Source organism: Ruegeria sp. CDSC085 (assembly GCF_059610465.1).
This window is the reverse complement of the sequence record NZ_JBXWNR010000011.1, coordinates 84489-105500: the sequence shown is the minus strand read 5'-3', so window position 1 is coordinate 105500 and position 21012 is coordinate 84489. Positions and strand designations below refer to the sequence as shown.

Sequence of the window (21012 nt, the reverse complement as noted above, 5' to 3'; positions counted from 1 at the left end):
GGCTGCACAGTATCTGATTTTTGAATAAAAATCACGAGTGCAGTTACAGGGGCTGAGGGTGCCTTGCGTGGCGGAACATTTGCCATCCGAGATATGGAATGCACGGGCCAACGGTGCCTGCTCGCAGGCAGCAATCAATGAATGGCTTTTTTTGGTTTAGTCGAGGAAAAGGTAGTCCAACCGCATAATGGCCTGGGCTGTTTTTTCGTCGACCCCAAGAAACTTGGCAATAACCGCTTCATTGTCGGCGCGCGGTGCCGTTTCCCGCAGGCGCAGGTAATTGCCCAGCCGAGCGGCACGGATCTGTTCGGATTCGTAACTCAGATCGTTGCGAAGAGTCGGCAGCAGAGATGCAACGGTTTCCGTTGGACTGTTGTCTCCGGCAAGCCCGACGCGACGCGCGTGGCCGATCAGATATTCGTCCGAGTATTCGCATTCGATCTCAAGCACATGGGTTTTGGCCTGGTCGCTGCAAAAATCCTCAAGTGCGTCCAGATTGGCTGGGTCTAGGCACAGCGACAGCTGATTTGACCCGAAACTGTCGAACAACAGGCCCAGAACGGCGCGCCGGTGACGGGAACGCTTGGCCAGGGTGGATTCGATCCCGCCCAATTCCGGCAGCAAAGTATGTTCTTCGTTGAACAGGTATTCAACACAGGGGATGTCCGTTTCCGACGCGATCTGGTCGACAAGACGTTTGGCGACATGCCACTTCTTGCAGACGATCACAAACAGTTCTCGTTCAGGGCCGAGCGTACTTCCAGCCTCCCAAAAGCGTTGTCCGAACCGGCGGCCGATGCGCCCTCGACCGGTAAGAAACGCATACAGATTGCGCCCCTCGTTCGAGACAGGGAAATCAACACCCTCGCTCGCATACAGCGAGCCGAGACGGTCTTTCAGCTCAAGTGCCTCTGCGCTGATCTTGCGCGCGAACAGATAGTCCTGGCCCAGCAACATGTCATAATGGTCGTTGTAGAACGTGACCGGCATTCCATAGTCCGAGAACATCAGGAATGTCAGCGTTCGGTTTTCAATCTCCCCTTTCGGGATCAGGTGGCGCACCAGGGTCTGAAAGAAGGTTTCATCAGGTATCCACGTGGTCGAGAAAAACCGTATCACATCCCGGCGCTGACGCAGGAAATCCAGAATCATTTCGACTGTTCTGCGACGCAGGCACCACCATTGGCTGCCGATCATCATCTGAATGTCTTGGGGGATGTCCCGTGTCAGACCAAGGCGCTTTTGCATTTCATAGGCCGCATAAAACAGCTTGGACTGCGTACGCTCGTTGAAGTAGTGGCGATAGATCAGCCTGTCTTCCTTCATGCCGGTCTTGATCCAGTTGCTGGCAAAAAAGTCGTGGCTTTCAATGAAATCCTTGTCGTGCTCATCCAGAAAACGGTGCGTGTATTCTGCCGTTTTGATCGCCATGCAGTCACCGGACAGCATGTAGAAATGAGTGGCGCGGGGGAAGGTTTCGACGGCGGCTTGCAGGGCGTTCAGCGTGGCCCGTACCAGAGACCATTCGCCCCAGCCGCATTTGACGCGCTTTTTCGCAAAGGTCACATTGGGGTTCTGATCCAGCGCGGACCGAATGCGTTCATATGCTTTGGTGCTGGCGCTGGCGTCAAAATGGATGGCCATGCAATCGCCAGCTGCAGTCAGTTGTTCGGCCTGAGAAATGATGGCCTCGGGGTCCTTGTGACACAGCAATATATAGGCGACTTTTGCCATAGAGATAACGCAATATCCGTTTCTGCCTGATTTCAACCGTGATACTGAGGATGAACGATTGAATAAACAGAATAATTTTGGTTCTTTGTTACCAAAAGCTGGTGTATCGGATCGAGACCAGGCCAGCGAAGGAGGCGCAGCAGATGGGGTTTCCCGGTACCTGGATGACCGAGAGCGAGAGCATGGTGTACCGTGTGGTGCCCAAATGTGCCTGCTCGACCATTGGTCAGATCATGTATTATTCGGACCATGGTCAGTTTTTCGATGGTGATATCCATGACGCCAAGGACGGCATGCATAAATGGGCGTTTGATCAGAGTCAGGGCCTGATATCGAACAATGTGCGCAATCACGCGTCGTATTCTTTTACTTGCGTGCGCAATCCTTATACCCGCATCCTAAGCTCATTCTTTGACAAGATCTGCGGCATTCAGCGCAACGGTAAGCGATACCGCGGCAATCTGGTTCCGACGCTGATCTACAACTATGGAATCGAAGTGGGCGGTGACGACGGCAAAGGAGAGTTTGACCAGATCGCCAGCTTCCGCCGGTTTCTGTTGTTTGCGCGCGATACGATCCGGTGGCGGCGTCCGATGGACCCGGACATTCACTGGTCTGCGATGTCAGGCCACGTGTCTACTTTCATCGTGAACGGCGGTCATTATGACCGGATTTTCTGGACCGAAGCGTTCAACGACGGGATGCAGTATGTTCTGGACAATGTCGAGCTGAAGCACTCGGTTACATTGTCCGAGATCCCACGGTTCAATGAATCAGAAGGCCACGGACCAAAACGTGCGCATCCGGTCGAGGATTACTTCGACGATCTGTCGATGCATCTGGTCTATGAGATCTACAAGCAGGATTTCGAGCTGTTCAAATACGACTTCGAAAACCCGGCCAACAAGATGCCGATCGGCGAAATTGATCTGAACGAAATTCACGCCAAGTTGGGCGACTGACGGTAGGGTGCTCCCGCCCATCGTCGATATTTCTTGCGAAACATCTCCTCTGGTTGGGCCCGGCGCCGCGCCCAAAGCCAAATGCAGCCTCAGCGAAGCTGATGGTGCGATTTGGGAGCGGGAGTTCCTGTGGGTGGCCGATTTTACCGGTCTGCTGAGACAGCAAACCGGTCCCGCAGATGTTCAGACTTGACGTACTGCCCCTTTCGCCGCGCTGGTCGTCAGCTTGGCGTAGGCCTTGAGCGCAGTGGACACCTTGCGTTTGCGCGGCGCGGCAGGCTCCCAACCCTTTGAGTCCTGTTCCTTGCGACGCTCTGCCAGCTCTTCATCCGAAACCGCCAGATGAATGGTGCGGTTGGGGATGTCGATCTCGATCGTGTCACCGTTCTGCACCAGACCAATCTCACCGCCTTCGGCCGCCTCGGGTGATACATGTCCGATCGACAGACCGGATGTGCCGCCCGAGAAACGACCATCGGTCAGCAGGGCGCAGGCTTTACCCAGTCCTTTAGATTTCAGATATGACGTCGGATACAGCATTTCCTGCATCCCCGGGCCGCCGCGCGGGCCTTCATAGCGGATCACCACCACGTCGCCTTCTTTCACCTTGCCGGTGAGAATGTCGTTGACTGCCTGATCCTGGCTTTCGCACACGTAAGCCGAGCCAGTAAATTTCAGGATATTTGCGTCTACGCCAGCAGTTTTCACGATACAGCCGTCGCGGGCAATATTACCGAACAGAACGGCCAGACCGCCATCCTGACTGAACGCGTGTTCTTTCGAACGGATCACGCCACCTTCGCGGTCGGTGTCCAGTTCCTTGTACCGGTTGGACTGGCTGAACGCTTGTGTGGTACGCACACCACCAGGGGCGGCTTTGAACAGTTCTTGTGCCTTAGGGTTATTTGCGACCTTGATGTCCCAGTTGGCAATTGCCTCGCCCATCGTCGTCGAATGTACCGTGCTGCATTCTTCGTGCAGCAGGCCTGCGCGGCTGAGCTCTCCGAGAATCGAGAAGATACCACCGGCGCGGTGGACGTCTTCCATGTGCACGTTTTCGGTGTTGGGCGCGACTTTGCAAAGGCAGGGAACACGGCGGCTCAGGCGGTCCATGTCGGTCATGGTGAAATCAACCTCACCCTCATGCGCGATCGCCAGCAGATGCAGAACCGTGTTGGTCGACCCTCCCATGGCGATGTCGAGGCTCATGGCGTTTTCGAACGCGTCAAAGGTGGCGATCTCGCGCGGCAAGAAACCCTTTTCGTCCAGATCGTAATGGCGCTTGGTGATCTCAACGATCCGGCGGCCTGCCTCCAGGAAAAGCTCTTTGCGGTCGGCATGTGTAGCAAGTGTCGAGCCGTTACCCGGCAGGGCCAGACCCAGCGCTTCGGCCAGGCAGTTCATCGAGTTCGCGGTGAACATGCCCGAACAGGACCCGCAGGTCGGACAGGCATTCTCTTCGATGTGCTGAACCTGTTCGTCCGTGAACTTGTCGTCTGCCGCGGCCACCATCGCATCGACGAGGTCGATTTTTTTGGCATCCAGATCAGCGATATCGATCTTGCCGGCCTCCATGGGCCCGCCCGAGACAAAAATGGCCGGGATGTTCAGGCGCATAGCAGCCATCAGCATACCGGGGGTGATCTTGTCGCAATTCGAAATGCAGACCATCGCATCCGCGCAATGCGCGTTGACCATGTATTCGACCGAGTCCGCAATGACTTCGCGGGAAGGAAGCGAATACAGCATGCCGTCATGGCCCATTGCGATGCCGTCATCAACCGCGATCGTGTTGAACTCTTTTGCAACACCACCAGCGGCTTCAACCTCGCGCGCAACCATCTGGCCCAGATCCTTCAGGTGAACATGACCGGGCACGAACTGGGTGAACGAGTTGACGATGGCAATGATCGGTTTGCCAAAATCATCGTCACCCATGCCTGTGGCACGCCAAAGGCCGCGTGCGCCGGCCATGTTGCGGCCATGGGTTGAGGTTCTGGATCGGTACAATGGCATAATGCTGTTTCCCTATTGCCTCGGGTTGCATGTCTTGAGGTTCGTACGTTATAGCGCACGTATCACATGTGCGCTATAACGCACAAGAGGATTCGAAAGACGACACGATGGCAATGGACGACATTACGCTGAAGTTACGGGATGTACGCGCGGCATCAGGGCTGAGCCTGTCCAAGGTGGCGGAAATGACCGGTGTCAGCAAAGCCATGCTGGGTCAGATCGAACGGGGCGAATCCAGCCCGACGATTGCCACGCTCTGGAAGATCGCCAAAGGGTTCCAGGTGCCCTTGAGCGCGTTGATCGACACAATTCAGGGCGACCCATCGGTCTTTCAAACCGTGACTTTCCCCGGCAGTATCGAGGTCAAGATCGTCTTCCCCTTCGATCCTGCATTGGGGGCCGAAACCTTTCACGTGAGTCTTAATCCAAACCAGAGTCACGAGTCGCCCGCGCATGCTGCCGGGGTGACCGAGGAAGTGTTTGTCCTTAGCGGCACTTTGGAAATTCTGCGTGATGGGGAATGGGTTTCCTTGCAGGCAGGGCAGGGTCTGCGGTTTGCGGCAGATGTGCCGCACGGATACCGTGCCGGTGTGCACGGCGCTGCATTTCTGAACATGCATCATTACGCCCAAGACACAGAGTTTCCTGAAAACGGCAGGGACCCTACATGACCGCATTTTTCGACAGCCTGACCATCGTGGACGCCATCGGCTCGTTCGGAGCACTGATCGTGGTGGCCGCGTATTTCGCGACGCAGATGCGAATGATGAATTCGGATGATCTGGCTTTTCCGGTGATCAACCTGCTGGGATCCGTCCTGATCGTCTATTCCCTGCTGCAGAATTTCAATCTGGCCTCGATGCTGATCGAGGGATTCTGGATCGTGATCAGTATCATCGGTATCATTCAGCACGTCCGCCTGCGCCGGGTGCGATAAATCCAGCGGTTAACAGGCGCTAGCGCTATCCAGTCTTGAACCCCCAAGCTGCCGGGTATAGGGAAATTCCAAGCTCGCTTTGGGGAGGCTTTGATGCAGGACGATCCAAAAAACCTCGTATCTACCGAATGGCTGGCCGCGCATATGAAGGATCCGGATCTGCGGATTCTGGACGGGTCGTGGTACTTGCCCGCACAAAATCGTGATGCAAAGGCCGAATATGATGCAGGCCACATCCCCGGTGCGAGGTTCTTTGATATTGATGAGATATCAGATCACCGTTCCGACTTGCCGCACATGGCGCCTCCGGTCGAGAAATTCATGTCGCGCCTGCGGGCGATGGGTGTGGGCGATGGTCATCAGGTCGTGGTTTATGATGGCGCTGGGCTGATGTCGGCTGCACGCGTCTGGTGGCTGTTCCGTCTGATGGGGCAGGAAAACATCGCGGTTCTGGATGGTGGGTTCCCCAAATGGCAGGCGGAAGGGCGCGAGGTTGAAGATCTGCCGCCGGTCATCCGTGATCGTCACATGACCGTTCGGGTACAAAACCAGCTTGTCCGGGACGTCACGCAAGTGTCCGCCGCCGCCAAGCTTGGTGATCATGAGATTATCGACGCCCGCTCTGCCAGCCGGTTTGCCGGGGCCGAAGCCGAGCCGCGCGAGGGTCTGCGTTCGGGCCATATTCCGGGCTCACGCAATGTCCCCTTTGGCCAGTTGCTGAACGCCAATGGCACCATGAAGTCGCCGGAAGAGTGCCGCGCCATATTCGAGGCTGCGGGCGTCGATCTGTCGAAACCGGCGATCACCTCGTGCGGGTCTGGCGTGACTGCCGCGATCCTGAGCCTTGCGCTGGAGCGCATGGGTAAGAAAGACCACTCGCTTTATGACGGCTCATGGGCTGAATGGGGTGCCTTCCCGACCCTGCCCGTCGCAACCGGAGAGACCTGATGTTCGAGAACCTGAAACCGCAGCCTGCCGACAAGATCCTGGCGCTGATGCAGATGTACCGCGAAGACCCGCGCGATCAGAAGATCGACCTGGGTGTTGGCGTTTATAAAAACGCAGAGGGCATTACCCCGGTCATGCGCGCCGTCAAAGCGGCCGAGCGGCGCATCTGGGAAGAGCAGGACACCAAGGCTTATACCGGGCTGGCCGGCGACCCGGCCTATGCGGATGTGATGATCGGGTTAATCCTCGGCACGTCGGTTAAGCGCGGCAATATCGCAGCTGTGGCGACACCGGGCGGCACCGGCGCCTGCCGTCAGGCGTTCGAGATGATCCGCATGGCCAACCCGTCAGCCCGCGTGTTTGTGTCGAACCCGACATGGCCGAACCACCTGTCGATCCTGAACTATCTGGGGATCGAGACGGTTCAATACCGCTATTTCGATGGTGACACACGTGGCGTCGATTTCGACGGCATGATCGAAGACCTGAAGACCGCCAAGGCGGGTGACGTGGTTCTGCTGCACGGTTGCTGCCACAACCCGACCGGTGCCAACCTCAACATCGTTCAATGGCAGGAAGTCGTGAACCTGATCAACGCACTTGGCCTCGTAGCGATGATCGACATCGCCTATCAGGGCTTCGGCGACGGTCTGGAAGAGGATGCGCAAGCAACACGTCTGGTCGCATCTTCGGTCAAGGAATGCCTCATAGCGGCGTCGTGTTCGAAGAATTTCGGCGTGTACCGCGAACGCACTGGTTTGCTGATGGCCATCAGCGCCGATGCCGGGCAGACCGCATTGAACCAAGGGACGCTGTCATTCCTGAACCGCCAAAACTATTCGTTTCCACCTGACCACGGCGCACGTGTTGTGACGACCATTCTGATGGATGAAGCGTTGCGCGCAGACTGGGCCACCGAGTTAGAAGAGGTTCGCCTGTCCATGCTGGATTTGCGTCAGCAATTGGCCGACGAGCTGCAGCGTCTGAGCGGCTCGGACCGCTTTGGTTTCATCGCCCAGCACCGTGGCATGTTCTCACGCTTGGGGGCGGCACAGGAAATGGTCGAGAAACTGCGTGTCGATCACGGCATCTATATGGTCGGCGACAGCCGCCTGAACATCGCCGGTCTGAACGCGACCACCGTGCCGATCCTGGCCAAGGCGATTGTCGACGTCGGGGTTTGACCGGACAACCGTCACGTCCGGTTCAGCCCGGGCGTGGCGGAGTTTTGACGAACTGCATATCCCCGTCCGCCACGGCGAATGGGTTTCCACCTGCGGTTATCACGGCCCGATCTTTCATCGCGCGAAAGTCGAATATGGCGTTTAGCACGACATCAGTTCTGCCCTGATACTCTCGCGGGTGGTAGATACATATGCCGACCTGTTCATCAAGGCGGCGATATGTGTAATCCGCCTCGCCTACCAGCATGCCGTTCGCGGTGACATAGCAGGTGTTTTCGGTTTCGTAACTGACCGTGTGTGTCGATAAGTCTTCGAAATCGCCATGTCCGGAGTGGTGGACCCCAGTCCATTTCAGGCTTGTGCCAACAAGTGTGTGCGGTGCGTTCGGCATTGCACTCCCCCCTATTTTGACACGCAGATTCTAACCCAAAAACGACTGCCGCACAAAAAACGGCCCCAGCACAGGGCTAGGGCCGCTTTTATTATTCAACGATCTCAACCTTTCGAGAACTCGGGATACGCTTCCATCCCCAACTCACCCATGTCGAGCCCGTTGATCTCTTCTTCCTCACCGACCCGCAGGCCGACTGTTGCCTTGAGGACCGAGAACAGGATGAAGCTGACGACGAAGACGAAGATCCCAATGGCAGCGAAGCCAATGATCTGGGTCACGAAGGACGCGTCACCGTTGGTCCATGCCACGATGAAGGTACCCCAGAAGCCTGCGATCAGGTGAACCGGAATCGCACCGACCACGTCGTCGATCTTCATGCGGTCCAGCATCGGAACGGTCAGGACAACGATCACACCACCGATTGCACCAATGATCAGCGCCTGAAACAGCGACGGCGCTAAGGGTTCAGCGGTGATTGACACCAGACCGGCCAGCGCGCCGTTCAGAACCATGGTCAGGTCAACCTTGCCGTACATCACCTGCGTCAGGATCAAGGCGGCGACGGCACCGGCGGCAGCGGCCATGTTGGTGTTTGCGAAGATACGGCTGATATCGGCCATGTCACCGATGGTTCCCATTGCCAGCTGCGAGCCGCCGTTGAAACCGAACCAACCCAACCACAGGATGAACGTCCCCAAGGTTGCCAGCGCCAGGTTCGAACCGGGGATCGGAACAACCTTGCCGTCCTTGTTGTACTTGCCGATGCGCGGGCCAAGTACGATGGCACCGGCCAGAGCCGCGAAGCCACCTGCGGCGTGCACCAGGGTCGAGCCGGCGAAATCGCTGAAGCCCATCTCGGACAACCAGCCGCCACCCCACTGCCAGGACGCTTCGATCGGGTAGATGATGCCTGTCAGGACGATCACGAAGAAGAAGAAGGGCCACAGTTTGACGCGCTCGGCCATGGTGCCCGATACGATGGACGCGGTGGTGGCGCAGAACATCAGTTGGAAAAAGAAGTCTGAACCGACGGAAGCATAATCCAGCGCGGTTTCGGTGTCGGCCAAACCAACCGGCTCGAGCGACGTTGGCGAGAACGCGCCCAGAATGCCTGTGATGGTCCAGCCATCACCGGGGTACATCAGGTTGAAGCCCACCAGCCAGTACATGATGGCCGCAAAGGAAAACAGGCCAATGTTCTTGACCAGCTGCATGGCCACGTTTTTCGAACGCACCAGACCGGCCTCGAGCATGGCAAAGCCCGCGGCCATCCAGAATACGAGAAAACCGCCGACCAGAAACAGCAGTGAGGTCAGGATGTATTGCGTGTGCTGTGCGGCCTCGCCTGCGGCCTCTTGCGCAAGGCCCATCTGCGGCAGCGCGACAATCGCGGCGGCAGGGATGAGAGATTTCATCAGGTTCATGTGTCTTCCTCGAATGAGTGTGAGTGGGCGCGCTTTACAGCGCGTCCTCGTTGGTTTCCCCGGTCCGCACGCGCAGCGCCTGCTCGACATCGAGGACGAAAATCTTGCCGTCACCGATTTTGCCGGTTTTGGCTGTTTTGGTGATGGTCTCGACGATCTGGTCGGCCATTGTCGCGGGCACCACGATCTCGAGCTTGATCTTGGGTACGAAATTCACAGCATATTCGGCCCCCCGATAGATTTCGGTGTGACCGGATTGCGAGCCGAAGCCCTTGATCTCGGTTACCATCATGCCGCGCACGCCGGCCTCGGTCAGTGCCTCGCGCACCTCCTCCAGCTTGAACGGCTTGATTGTCGCAATGATCAGTTTCACGTCTTTCCCCTCTGGTTCTCCGGCGGAACCGGTTTGTTTGCACCTGCAGAAAATGCGCGACTGAGCGTGGGAAGAAACGGCTATTGGGCACCAGTGGGCCGTAAAATGGCGAAAAGTTGCACATTTTTTGCACAAACTTGGAGAGCTGATTAAATATCGGGCAGTGTTGTGAGGGGAATTTTCGGAAAATCGGACCTCTACATACTCAGGTCAGCGGGGTATGGTGGCGCAAAAGAAAAACCGGGCAGAGTTTGAGCATGACTGAGTCCAAGCGACGCAAGCCGAAATTGGTTGCGGATAGAAGGTACCCGTCAAAGGGCCGTAAACCGTCGGCGTCCAAGCGCCCGGCGGGCAAGAAGGCGACGGCCCGCAAGACAACCACGCGCAAAACCGCGCGCAAGAAGACGCGCAAGAGATCGGGCGGCAAGGGCGGTGGGATCCTGCGTCGCTTTTTCCGCTGGGTCTGGCGTATGGTCTGGGGTCTGACCTGGCGGGTTGGCGCAGTTGTGGCCATTTTGATCGCTTTGGCAGTGGGCGTCGTCTATACCTCTTTGCCGGACCTGGACGCCTTGTTGGACGGGCGCGCGCGGGGGTCGGTCACGCTGCTGGACCGGGACGGCAAAGTGTTCGCGTGGCGCGGTGACCAGTTTGGCGGGGTGATCACGGCTGATACGGTGTCCCCGCATCTGAAAAACGCCGTCATTGCGACCGAGGACAAACGCTTCTATCGCCATTTCGGCGTAAGCCCGCGTGGCGTCGCGAGCGCCGTACGCATCAACCTGAGCGAAGGGCGCGGCCCGTTGTCCGGGCATGGCGGGTCCACCATTACGCAGCAAACGGCCAAACTGCTGTGTCTGGGCGAGCCTTATGATCCGGCTGAATGGGAATCAGAGGCTGCCTATGAAGCCGATTGCCGTCAGGGTTCACTGTGGCGCAAGGCCAAGGAGGCCATTTACGCAATTGCCATGGAGGTGAAATACTCCAAGGATGAGGTTCTGACGATTTACCTGAACCGGGCGTTCCTTGGTGCAGGCGCGCGCGGGTTCGAGGCCGCAAGCCAGCGATACTTTGGAAAGTCCGCAGCTGAAGTGTCTCCAGCTGAGGCAGCGATGCTGGCCGGCCTGCTGGTTGCACCCACGCGCTATGCGCCGACGAACAACCTGCAACGGTCTCAGGACCGGGCCCGCCTTGTGATCGGTCTGATGGAGGATCAGGGCTATCTGATCGCCGCGCAGGCCAGCGAAGCACGAGCGCGACCTGCCCAACTGTCCGAGGCGGCGGCTGCGCGGGCCGGGGGGTACTTTGCGGATTGGGTCATGGCCAGCGGGCCCGAGTTCTTTACCCGAAACACGACCGAAGATGTGGTGATCCGTACGACCTTGGATCAGCGCATCCAGACTTCTGCGGAAGAAGCGCTGAAGTTCATCTTTCAGGAAAAAGTCCGTGAAGGCTCAAAGGCGCAGGCCGCCATTGTCGTGATGTCGGCAGACGGTGCGGTACGTGCCATGGTTGGTGGGCGCAAGACACGCGTGTCTGGCGCGTTCAACCGGGCGACACAGGCGTTGCGTCAGACGGGATCGTCGTTCAAGCCGTTCGTCTATGCCACCGCGCTGGAACTTGGCTATTCGCCACTGGATACGGTGATGGATGAACCCTATTGCGTCGATATTCCGGGGTCAGGCCAGTGGTGTCCCAAAAACTATACCAATAAGTATTATGGTCGGGTGACCTTGGCGGATGCGCTGAAAAACTCGCTGAACATACCGGCGGTGAAAGTGGCTGAGATTTCCGGGCTGGACAATGTTCGGACGATCGCCAGCGGCTTTGGGATTGCCAGCGATCTTGCACAGGGGCCTGCGCTGGCGCTTGGTGCATCTGAAAGCACGTTGATCGAGATGACCGGCGCATATGCAGGCATCCTGAATGGCGGGTCACAGGTTGAACCTTATGGGCTGACCGAACTGAAGCTGTTGGGCGACGAAACACCCGTCATGGTCACGACGACCGGTATTGGTGAGAGAGTCATCAATGAAACGGCCGCCAAACAGCTGACCTGGATGATGGAACGTGTGGTCTCTGAAGGGACCGGCGGGCGGGCCAAATTGCCCGGCTGGCAGGTGGCGGGCAAGACCGGAACGACCCAGGCCGCACGCGATGCGTGGTTCATCGGGTTCACGGCGGATTACGTAACTGGCGTCTGGATGGGGTATGATGACAACACGCCCTTGTCCGGCGTAACCGGGGGCGGGTTGCCTGCCGAGATCTGGAAGGAAACCATGCTACGCGTGACCGAGGGGATGACACCCACACCCTTGCCGATGATGGCGCCGGAACCACCCGTTCAGGTCGCCCAGCCGCAGCCCCGCCGCAAGCGCGGAGGTTTTGCCGATGACATCAATAACCTGCTGAAGAACATTTTTGGCGGCAACTAAAGCAAACTCGAAAAGCCGAAACAAGAAAAAGGCGGTGCACCGGGCACCGCCTTTTGTCATTCTTTATTCGTGACTTAGACGCTTGCGTCCAAAGCTGCGAGGATCGCGTCGCCCATTTCGGTGGTCGACACGGGCTGAACGCCCTCATCCGCCAGCAGGTCGCCGGTGCGCACACCGTCGGCCAGAACTTTTTCGATCGCTGCTTCCAGACGATCTGCTTCTTCGCCGTGATCAAAGCTGTAACGCAGAGCCATCGCAAAGCTGAGGATACAGGCGATCGGGTTGGCTTTGCCCTGACCTGCGATATCGGGGGCAGACCCGTGTACGGGCTCGTACATCGCCTTGGGGCGTCCATTGGCCATCGGAGCGCCCAGCGACGCCGACGGCAGCATACCCAGAGACCCGGTCAGCATCGCGGCGCAGTCGGACAGGATGTCGCCGAACAGGTTGTCGGTCAGGATCACGTCAAACTGCTTGGGTGCGCGCACCAGCTGCATGGCACCGTTGTCAGCGTACATATGGCTCAGTTCGACCTCGGGGTAATCAGCGGCAACGCGGTTGACGACTTCGCGCCACAGGATGCCCGATTCCATCACGTTGGCTTTTTCCATCGAGCACAGTTTTTTGTTCCGGCGCATCGCCAGTTCGAAGGCGGAGCGCGCAACCCGTTCGATCTCGGATTCGGTGTAGCGCTGGGTGTTGATGCCAACGCGTTCATTGCCTTCTTCGAAGATGCCGCGCGGTTCCCCGAAATAAACACCCGAGGTCAGTTCGCGCACGATCATGATATCGAGACCGGCAACGATGTCTTTTTTCAGCGAAGAGAAGTCAGCCAGCGCGTCAAAGCACTGGGCCGGGCGCAGGTTCGAATACAGGTCCATTTCCTTGCGCAGGCGCAGCAACCCGCGCTCGGGCTTCAGGCTGAAATCCAGATCGTCGTATTTCGGACCGCCGACAGCGCCCAGCAGAACCGCGTCAACCTCCTGCGCCTTGGCCATCGTCTCATCGGACAGAGGCTTGCCGTGGGCGTCATAGGCCGCACCGCCGACCAGGTCCTCGCTCACGTCAAATTGAAGACCGCGATTGGTGCCGAACCAATCGATGATTCTGCGCACTTCGGCCATGACTTCCGGGCCAATTCCGTCTCCGGGCAGGATAAGGAGCGAAGGGTTGGACATGAAGGGTCTCCTTGCGTTTTGTTGCACAGGGCCTAGCGTCTGCGTTGCATCGGGTCAATGAGACGAACCTGCCAAAACAGAAGGAAATCACATGCTGACACCTGGAAATCCGGTTCCTGCGCTGAAAATCGAAACTGTTGCCCATGGCAGCTTCGATCTTGACGCGGACAAGGGCGAAAACGGGACGCTGGTGATTCAATATCGCGGGCTGCATTGCCCGATCTGCATCAGGCAGATGGCCGAGGTCGAAGCGGCGCTGGATGACTTCGCGGCGCTGGGCGTCGAGGTCATCATGATCACCACCGATACAGCCGAGCGCGCGGCGGAAACCGCCGAAAAAGCCGGAGCGTCGCGCCTGCGTGTGGGTCACAGCCTGCCGCTGTCTGCAGCGCGGGACGATTGGGGACTGAACATCTCGATCAAGCGCGAAGGCAGCGCCGAACCGGACCTGTTCGCAGAGCCCGGACATTTCTACATCGCACCCGACCGGACGCTGTACTACGCGTGGCAACAGACCACGCCTTTCGGTCGCCCGTCGATGTCGGATATTTCAGGTGGCTTGAAATTCACACTGGGCAACAACTATCCAGCGCGTGGAACTTATACTGGCCTGCTTTGACGCTCAAAGAGCGGCTTTGAGCCCTTCAGCCAACAAGTCCCAGACCCTGCGGATGCGCGGGGTCTGGCGCATGGCCTGAGGTGCGGCCAGCCACACGGGTAGAATCGGGATGTCCACATCCAGCGGCAGAATTTCCACGTCGGGGTCGGCTTCGGCAACCTGTACCTGACTGAAACCTATGCCACAGCCCGCCCGGATCAGTTCCCAATAGGCGCTTTGCAGGTCACAGCGGGTGGCAAAGCTGTCCCGGCTGGCTGGCCACCCCTTTTCCCGCATGGCCTTGATGATCTCCTGGTTCGCGTCAAATCCCACGAGGTCATGCGTAAACAGTTCTTCCGGCGTCTTGGGGCGCCCCTTCCGGTCCAGATAGGACTTGGCGGCACAAAAACACAGCGGCACATCCCCGAGATAGCGGGAAATGAGATCCACCTGCGCAGGGCGATACATACGCACGGCGATATCCGCCTCGCGATAGAGCAGATTCTCGGTGGTGTCGGTGGCCACCAGTTCAAGCTGAATCGTGGGTTCCTGCTTGCGGATGGACGCCAGTATCGGTGGCAGCAGGTGATGCGAGGCAAAGACCGATGCGGTGATACGCACCGAGCCTTCAAGCTGTTGCGATTGCCCCGCAGCGGCAAGACTGAACGCGGTCATGGCGCTGTGCATCTGCTGGGCCATCGGCAAAAGCTGTGACCCCGCTTCGCTGAGCTTCAGACCGCGGGCGTGGCGATCGAAAAGGGAGACAGCCAACTCGTCCTCGAGGTTTTGGACCTGCCGCCCCAAAGTGGGTTGGCTGCGATTGAGATGTCGTGCGGCGGCAGACAGCGATCCCGTCTCGGCCACGGCCAGAAAGCATTGGATCAGAGACCAATCTGCATGTGTCAGTGCTTTGTCCATTCAGAAATGAATACACATTCTGCGATTTACGGCAATTCCCTGCGCGACGTGAATGGGTAGATTGACCTCAGACAGGAGGCAGACATGGCACAAACAGCACTGGTACTGGGCACATCGGGGCGCTTTGGACGCAATGCAGCACTGGCATTCAGGCACGCGGGCTGGGATGTGACAGAGTTTGACCGCAGGTCTGGTACGCTGTCACAGGCAGCGCGCAGCGTGGATGTCATCGTGAACGGATGGAACCCGCCCTATCCCGATTGGGCGCGCGATGTGCCTGTACTGACCAAGCGGGTGATAGATGCGGCGTCAGATACGGGGGCGACCGTGATTGTGCCGGGGAATGTCTACGTATTTGGCGAGGATACGCCGGGCCCATGGTCGGGCGGGACCCCGCATCAGGCCACCAATCCTCTGGGCCGGATCCGGATCGACATGGAAGAGGCCTATCGCGCGTCGACGGTGCGCACCATCCTGTTGCGTGCCGGGGACTTCATTGACACCAATGCGTCCGGGAACTGGTTCGATCAGGTCATGATCAAGCGCCTTTCGCGTAGTCAGTTCGTTTATCCCGGTGATCCGGAGGCGCCGCACGCTTGGGCTTTTCTGCCTGACCTGGCCCGCGCTGCCGTCGCACTGGCTGAGATTCGCGAAGACCTCCCCCGTTTCTGCGATGTTCCATTCGACGGGCTTACTTTGACCGGGGTTCAGATCGCACAAACCCTCTCGCAGGTTACGGGTCGGACGGTTTCTGTACAGCGCATGAAATGGTGGCCTTTGCAGGTGGCGCGCCCTTTCTGGCGTATGGCCCCCTGCTTGATTGAGATGCGATACCTCTGGCACGTGCCACATCAACTGGATGGCGGCTATATGAGAGAATTGCTGGGCTCGTTTCCCAAATCGAACTTGGAGGATGCCTTGCGTTCGGCAATTCCGCCCCAATGTGCCGCATCATCGACAAAAGCTGGGAATATGGGCGAGGTTTTAGGGTAGGATTATGTCAACCCAGACCAATCGATGCCTGCTGGCGCGTTGGGCGCTGTCGTTTAACCCGTCGCCTTCCTCGGGCCAAACAACACCAGTTTCTGAGATTTGCAGATCGCTGGACGGCAACACGTAATCAACGCGCATTTCTCCGGTGGCTTTCCAATCGACTGTAGCTGATGAACCCAACGGGTCTGCCGGCACCAGATCTTGCACATGGGAACTGGTCAAAAGGGTGCGAATGGCAAGCTTGTGGCCTTCTCCGCGGGTCGGGTCGAGATTGGCGTCTCCGGCGATCACGAACGGGCCTCTGGGAACTGGCCCTAGACCGCCGTTCAGCAAAACCGACCAAAAGCGAATTTCATCCCTGTTGCGCAGACCATTGCGATCTTCGGGGCCGTCAAAAACGGGTGGGGTAGCGTGAAAGGTCATCAGGCTGAGGCGCCCATGCGGGGTTTTGATCGGAAGCACCCAATGCACAGTTGAGGACAGGCGCTGAACCTCGTGCGCCGCTTCAGATGGGAAGGGAAGGCCGTTTTTGCTTGGTAAAGTGGCCCCAGGCAGGTCTTTCCACAGAAGACCGGAGTAGTCCTGAACGTGATCGGTCAGGATTTCGAAACGGGACAACACCGCCACTCCTCCGTGGCCCGTGAACTTCCCCCAGCCCTGCGCGTCGCCGGGACCTTGCGTTTGGCCATCGCCGTCCAGATCCAGCGGTGTTTCCAACCCTGCATTTGGTCGAGCGGAAAAGTGATAGGGGAAATCCAGACCCGCATCGCGCAGTTTCTCGGACAGGGCGCTTAGGGTTGCGCCGTCCAGATCCCAGTCGATGCCCTGCAGGGCAATTGTGTCAGGTCGTGCCGCTGTAATGACATCGACGACGGCGCGAACCTGCGCATCGTCCCTCTGGATGTCGCGCAGCAGAAGACCGGGTCCATTTCTGCTGAGTTCAGTGTTGTAGGTGGCGATGCGATAAACCTCTGCCTGTGCCGAGAAAGGCAGCAGCAGCAAAGCAAGGGCACGGATCATGCGGCTTGCGTTGTCTCGCTTGTCGAATAGGCGCGGCGCTTTTCCACGATCAGACCTGCGATGCGAAGCGTTGCCATGCCGCGCATGATCATGCTGGCGGGCAGGAAGGCCCAGGCGCTCATGGTCCAGATCAGCGTCTGCGGATTGCTCAGCGAGATCGGGGCGACAACGCTGCTCATGAGCTTGATGACAGCGGGGATGACGAAGGGGAGCAGAACACCAATACAGATATTCAGGCGTCCGTCACGTTGCAGGCGGGTAACAACATCGCCGCCCTTGGTGGGGTCAAACAGCGGTAGATTGGTCCACACGTTGAAGGCGCCATTGCCAGTGGGCCAGCCACGCACCTTGACCGCATAGGCAAAGCTGGCGACGGTGACCAAGGCGGCCACGTAGGCTACGCTGGCTGCGATCCGAACCAGTTCGATCAACGGCTGGCCGGCATCAACGGGCAGCATCAGCACGATCAGTCGAACCGGGGAGTAGGGGAAGTCCGCGACATTCGCGACGGCCAGACCCACAGCGTAGGCAAACGTGGTCAGTTCAGTCGGTTCATAGGCGTTTTTGCAAACCAGCGTCAGAAAGGTGACCATCGACATCAACCCGACAAACCGCAGGCGGTTCACCGGTGGAGCATCGCGAAATTCAATAAAGCTGGGAAAGGCAGAATTGTACTCGGCGAACGTCAGGATGAACGCGAGAATCGCGAGGAAGACCAGGATCTCGGTCCCGTTCGTCGATGATACAGGCAGGTACAACGCGGGTGTCAGCACCATCAGTGCCACAAGTATTCCACGTATCGCCGCCCCTGTTGTGCGCGCAATCACTATCCGAACCCTTTTTCAAACCGGATAAGTCGATCTTCGCCGACTTACATTCCAACTTGTGCCCATCGTCTCGAGTTTTTGACGGATGCCTCTTTAGCGCCAACATGGACGATAAGCGGCATTTCGCTCAAGACAGGGTGCAGAAAACACGTGATTTCGGGCAAAATGATGGCGCAACTGGTGCGGGATTGCATCATTTTCGACGCAAATCCGACGTGTATCTCAATGTGAGACCAAGATGTAGTGGTTTCCCAAAAATCAACCCCAAGAATGAGAGCGGGGCCGCCTTGGCGACCCCGTTAGGTTGAGTGTCCGAAGAATCGGTTTGGGAATCACACCCAGGGGCGGGCCTGACTTGCGTGATCTTCGAATTTGTCGATGTGGTGATCTTTCTCCATGGTCAGACCAATATCGTCCAGCCCGTTCAGCAGGCAGTGCTTGCGGTGCGGGTCGATGTCGAATTCGATCACAACCCCGTCCGAAGTGGTGATCTGCTGATCTTCAAGGTGCACGGTTATGCGGGCGTTCTCACCCTTATGTGCGTCTTCCATCAGGATCGCGTGATGTTCTTCTTCGACCACGATCGGCAGGATGCCGTTCTTGAAGCAGTTGTTGAAGAAGATGTCGGCGAAGCTGGTTGAGATCACGACCTTGATGCCGAAATCCCTGATTGCCCAAGGCGCGTGTTCTCGAGACGAGCCGCAGCCGAAATTGTCGCCGGCGACCAGAATCTCGGCCTCACGATAGGCGGGCATGTTCAGGACGAACTCTTCATTCTCCTGCCCGTCATCATGATAGCGCATTTCATCAAACAGCACGACGCCGAGGCCGGACCGTTTGATGGTTTTCAGATGCACTTTGGGAATGATCATATCGGTGTCGATGTTGATCAATGGCATCGGGGCGGCCACCCCGTGGACTTTTTCAAATTTTTCCATGTCTACACTCCTGCAGGAGAGGGCCGCGCCCGTGTCCTGCGATTAAGCTTCTTTCGCTTCTGTTGTTTCGCCCTTGGGTGCACTTTTTAAGAAGAGCGCCATGAACACCAATCCGAACCCGTTAAACAGCATCTCGATGCCCAGCAGGATACCCAGAAGGCTCAGCAAAGCGGCGGGTTCGCTGCTTGCATAAGACCAGATGATACCTGCGAGGATGATCGACAATATGCCCGAGATCATCGTGGGCCAGAAAAACTGTGTTCCTTTCATCTGGAACGACAGAATGACCCGTGCAATGCCGCCTGCCATGAACAGGATTAGCATCACGGTCGCCAGCGTCAGCGTTCCCTGTAACGGGTGATCCAGAAAGGACCAGCCCAGGAACAGCATGACTACACCCATGATAAGTGACAGAATCTTGTTGCCTGTGCCTTCGACGGTGAAACCGCCGACCACCTGCATCGCGCCCGCAATCAGCAGTAGCGCGCCGGTCACGACCGTTACGGCAAGCGAAGCCGCAATCGCATTGCCCAGCGCAAAGACGCCAAACGCTATCGATAGAAACCCCAGCAGGAGCCATTTAATCCAGTCACTCATGTTTTCAGTCCCTCAAATATCTAGATATGAGGGCAGCTTACATCAATTCACGGACGTCTGTCAGCCGTCCCGTGATTGCCGCTGCGGCAGCCATCGCCGGGCTCAGCAGATGTGTGCGCCCGCCGCGACCCTGACGGCCCTCGAAGTTGCGGTTCGAAGTGGCGGCACAGCGTTCACCCGGTTGCAACTGGTCCGGGTTCATCGCCAGACACATCGAACATCCTGCCAGACGCCATTCGAAGCCGGCCTCTTTGAAGATGTCGGCCAGGCCTTCTTCTTCGGCCTGAGCACGGACCAGGCCTGATCCTGGCACGACCATGGCGCGCATGCCGTCCTTGATCTTCTTGCCTTTGAGGATCTTTGCCGCGGCACGCAGGTCTTCGATCCGGCCATTGGTGCAGGAACCGATGAACACCGTGTCGATTTCCACGTCGCTGAGTTTTTGACCGGCTTTCAGACCCATGTATTCGATTGACCGGCGGGCCGCCTCGACCTTGCCGCCTTCGAAATCCTCGGGTTGCGGCACGGTTGCTGTGATGGGCAGCACATCCTCGGGGCTGGTGCCCCAGGTGACGACAGGCGCGATGTCTTCGCCGCGCAGGGTGATGACCTTGTCGAAATGCGCGTCTTCATCGGTATAGAGCGTTTTCCACCAGTTCAGAGCGGCCTCCCACTGCGCGCCCTTGGGGGCATGCGGACGGCCTTTGACATATTCGAACGTGGTTTCATCCGGTGCGATCAGGCCCGCGCGTGCGCCGCCTTCGATGGCCATGTTGCAGACGGTCATGCGGCCTTCCATCGACAGGTTGCGGATGGCTTCGCCGCAATATTCGATGACATAGCCGGTGCCGCCAGCAGTGCCGGTTTCACCAATCACGGCCAGAGTTATATCCTTGGCGGTCACACCCGGCTGCAGCTTGCCGGTGATTTCCACCTTCATGTTCTTGGATTTCTTCTGGATCAGGGTTTGCGTGGCCAGAACATGTTCAACCTCGGACGTGCCGATGCCGTGGGCCAAAGCACCAAACGCGCCGTGGGTGGCGGTGTGGCTGTCGCCACAAACAACGGTCATGCCAGGCAGGGTCCAGCCCTGTTCGGGGCCGACGATGTGCACGATGCCCTGACGAACGTCATTCACCGGGTAATAGTGAATGCCGAAATCCTTGGCGTTCTTGTCCAGCGCTTCGACCTGAATGCGTGATTCGGGGTTTTCGATCCCGTTCACCCGATCCGCTGTGGTCGGAACGTTGTGGTCCGGCACGGCGATGGTCTTTTCCGGCGCGCGTACTGGACGACCCGCCATGCGAAGCCCTTCAAAGGCTTGCGGGCTGGTGACTTCGTGCACCAGATGGCGGTCGATATAAAGCAGGCAGGTTCCATCATCGGCTTCGTGCGCGACATGGGCATCCCAGATCTTGTCATAGAGTGTTTTGGGGGACATCGGTCCTCTCCCGTATGTAATGAGAAATGGCTGGCGAGTTGGCTCAGGCGACGGGTAGGCGTGCCAGGACCGTGCGGGCAGCCCCAAAGAACCGTTCG

General features: G+C 58.0%; 20 protein-coding genes. 8 read left to right on the top strand and 12 right to left on the bottom strand.

Annotated features, from left to right (window positions below):
* Positions 1-156: 156 nt before the first annotated feature.
* The gene (locus tag AC2FJB_RS15920) at positions 157-1734 is read right to left on the bottom strand and encodes a DUF5928 domain-containing protein (protein ID WP_496719479.1); all 1578 of its coding nucleotides are present in this window, start codon (positions 1732-1734) and stop codon (positions 157-159) included.
* Between the two features lie 143 nt (positions 1735-1877).
* Here AC2FJB_RS15920 and AC2FJB_RS15915 point away from each other — a divergent pair, with 143 nt between their 5' ends.
* Complete coding sequence (locus AC2FJB_RS15915) at positions 1878-2696, top strand: sulfotransferase family protein (RefSeq protein ID WP_496719478.1); 819 nt, start codon at positions 1878-1880, stop codon at positions 2694-2696.
* A gap of 183 nt (positions 2697-2879) precedes the next feature.
* On the opposite strand, the gene ilvD is transcribed toward AC2FJB_RS15915, so the two are convergent.
* On the bottom strand, positions 2880-4712 hold the full coding sequence (gene ilvD / locus AC2FJB_RS15910) for a dihydroxy-acid dehydratase (RefSeq protein WP_496719477.1): 1833 nt from the start codon (positions 4710-4712) through the stop codon (positions 2880-2882).
* A 107-nt stretch (positions 4713-4819) separates the two neighbouring features.
* Here ilvD and AC2FJB_RS15905 point away from each other — a divergent pair, with 107 nt between their 5' ends.
* The 4 genes from AC2FJB_RS15905 to AC2FJB_RS15890 all read left to right on the top strand — a co-directional run bounded on the left by AC2FJB_RS15905 (position 4820) and on the right by AC2FJB_RS15890 (position 7781).
* On the top strand, positions 4820-5383 hold the full coding sequence (locus AC2FJB_RS15905) for a helix-turn-helix domain-containing protein (RefSeq protein WP_117871093.1): 564 nt from the start codon (positions 4820-4822) through the stop codon (positions 5381-5383).
* A complete protein-coding gene (locus AC2FJB_RS15900; RefSeq protein WP_117871091.1) occupies positions 5380-5649 on the top strand; it encodes a CBU_0592 family membrane protein in 270 nt (89 codons plus the stop codon). Before AC2FJB_RS15905 ends, AC2FJB_RS15900 begins: the two co-directional genes overlap by 4 nt.
* A 93-nt stretch (positions 5650-5742) precedes the next feature.
* Complete coding sequence (gene sseA / locus AC2FJB_RS15895) at positions 5743-6597, top strand: 3-mercaptopyruvate sulfurtransferase (RefSeq protein ID WP_496719476.1); 855 nt, start codon at positions 5743-5745, stop codon at positions 6595-6597.
* Positions 6597-7781 carry an amino acid aminotransferase gene (locus AC2FJB_RS15890; protein WP_496719475.1) on the top strand — a complete coding sequence of 395 codons (1185 nt, stop codon included), beginning with the start codon at positions 6597-6599 and terminating at the stop codon, positions 7779-7781. Before sseA ends, AC2FJB_RS15890 begins: the two co-directional genes overlap by 1 nt.
* Before the next feature lie 22 nt (positions 7782-7803).
* On the opposite strand, the gene AC2FJB_RS15885 is transcribed toward AC2FJB_RS15890, so the two are convergent.
* The 3 genes from AC2FJB_RS15885 to AC2FJB_RS15875 form a co-directional block, all read right to left on the bottom strand.
* Entirely contained in the window at positions 7804-8172 is a 369-nt protein-coding gene (locus AC2FJB_RS15885; protein ID WP_205511852.1) for a hypothetical protein, read from the bottom strand.
* 104 nt (positions 8173-8276) lie between these two features.
* Positions 8277-9599 (bottom strand): ammonium transporter, encoded by a 1323-nt coding sequence (locus AC2FJB_RS15880; RefSeq protein WP_117871085.1) that lies wholly within the window; start codon positions 9597-9599, stop codon positions 8277-8279.
* Positions 9600-9633: 34 nt separating this feature from the next.
* Positions 9634-9972, bottom strand: a complete 339-nt coding sequence (locus tag AC2FJB_RS15875; protein ID WP_117871083.1) for a P-II family nitrogen regulator — start codon at positions 9970-9972, stop codon at positions 9634-9636.
* Between the two features lie 257 nt (positions 9973-10229).
* Here AC2FJB_RS15875 and AC2FJB_RS15870 point away from each other — a divergent pair, with 257 nt between their 5' ends.
* Positions 10230-12404 (top strand): transglycosylase domain-containing protein, encoded by a 2175-nt coding sequence (locus AC2FJB_RS15870; protein ID WP_496719474.1) that lies wholly within the window; start codon positions 10230-10232, stop codon positions 12402-12404.
* A 74-nt stretch (positions 12405-12478) separates the two neighbouring features.
* On the opposite strand, the gene leuB is transcribed toward AC2FJB_RS15870, so the two are convergent.
* A complete protein-coding gene (gene leuB / locus AC2FJB_RS15865) occupies positions 12479-13582 on the bottom strand; it encodes a 3-isopropylmalate dehydrogenase (protein ID WP_117871079.1) in 1104 nt (367 codons plus the stop codon).
* A gap of 91 nt (positions 13583-13673) precedes the next feature.
* On the opposite strand from leuB, the gene AC2FJB_RS15860 reads away from it, so the two are divergent.
* Positions 13674-14201: a redoxin domain-containing protein gene (locus AC2FJB_RS15860; protein WP_496675262.1), complete on the top strand. Its 528-nt coding sequence runs from the start codon at positions 13674-13676 to the stop codon at positions 14199-14201.
* A 3-nt stretch (positions 14202-14204) separates the two neighbouring features.
* Here AC2FJB_RS15860 and AC2FJB_RS15855 read toward each other — a convergent pair whose 3' ends face one another.
* The gene (locus AC2FJB_RS15855; protein WP_496719473.1) at positions 14205-15098 is read right to left on the bottom strand and encodes a LysR family transcriptional regulator; all 894 of its coding nucleotides are present in this window, start codon (positions 15096-15098) and stop codon (positions 14205-14207) included.
* An 84-nt stretch (positions 15099-15182) separates the two neighbouring features.
* On the opposite strand from AC2FJB_RS15855, the gene AC2FJB_RS15850 reads away from it, so the two are divergent.
* Positions 15183-16091, top strand: a complete 909-nt coding sequence (locus tag AC2FJB_RS15850) for a Rossmann-fold NAD(P)-binding domain-containing protein (RefSeq protein WP_496719472.1) — start codon at positions 15183-15185, stop codon at positions 16089-16091.
* On the opposite strand, the gene AC2FJB_RS15845 is transcribed toward AC2FJB_RS15850, so the two are convergent.
* From AC2FJB_RS15845 to leuC, 5 genes are all read right to left on the bottom strand, one after another.
* Complete coding sequence (locus tag AC2FJB_RS15845; RefSeq protein ID WP_496719471.1) at positions 16083-17111, bottom strand: endonuclease/exonuclease/phosphatase family protein; 1029 nt, start codon at positions 17109-17111, stop codon at positions 16083-16085. The genes AC2FJB_RS15850 and AC2FJB_RS15845 overlap by 9 nt on opposite strands.
* Entirely contained in the window at positions 17108-17938 is an 831-nt protein-coding gene (locus AC2FJB_RS15840; protein ID WP_117871069.1) for a hypothetical protein, read from the bottom strand. The genes AC2FJB_RS15845 and AC2FJB_RS15840 overlap by 4 nt, the downstream gene beginning before the upstream one ends.
* Positions 17939-18270: 332 nt before the next feature.
* Positions 18271-18876, bottom strand: coding sequence for a 3-isopropylmalate dehydratase small subunit (leuD, locus tag AC2FJB_RS15835; protein ID WP_117871067.1), 606 nt, complete (start codon positions 18874-18876; stop codon positions 18271-18273).
* 42 nt (positions 18877-18918) lie between these two features.
* Positions 18919-19473, bottom strand: coding sequence for an HdeD family acid-resistance protein (locus AC2FJB_RS15830; protein WP_496675254.1), 555 nt, complete (start codon positions 19471-19473; stop codon positions 18919-18921).
* Positions 19474-19510: 37 nt separating this feature from the next.
* Positions 19511-20914 carry a 3-isopropylmalate dehydratase large subunit gene (gene leuC / locus AC2FJB_RS15825; RefSeq protein ID WP_496719470.1) on the bottom strand — a complete coding sequence of 468 codons (1404 nt, stop codon included), beginning with the start codon at positions 20912-20914 and terminating at the stop codon, positions 19511-19513.
* Positions 20915-21012: the final 98 nt, after the last annotated feature.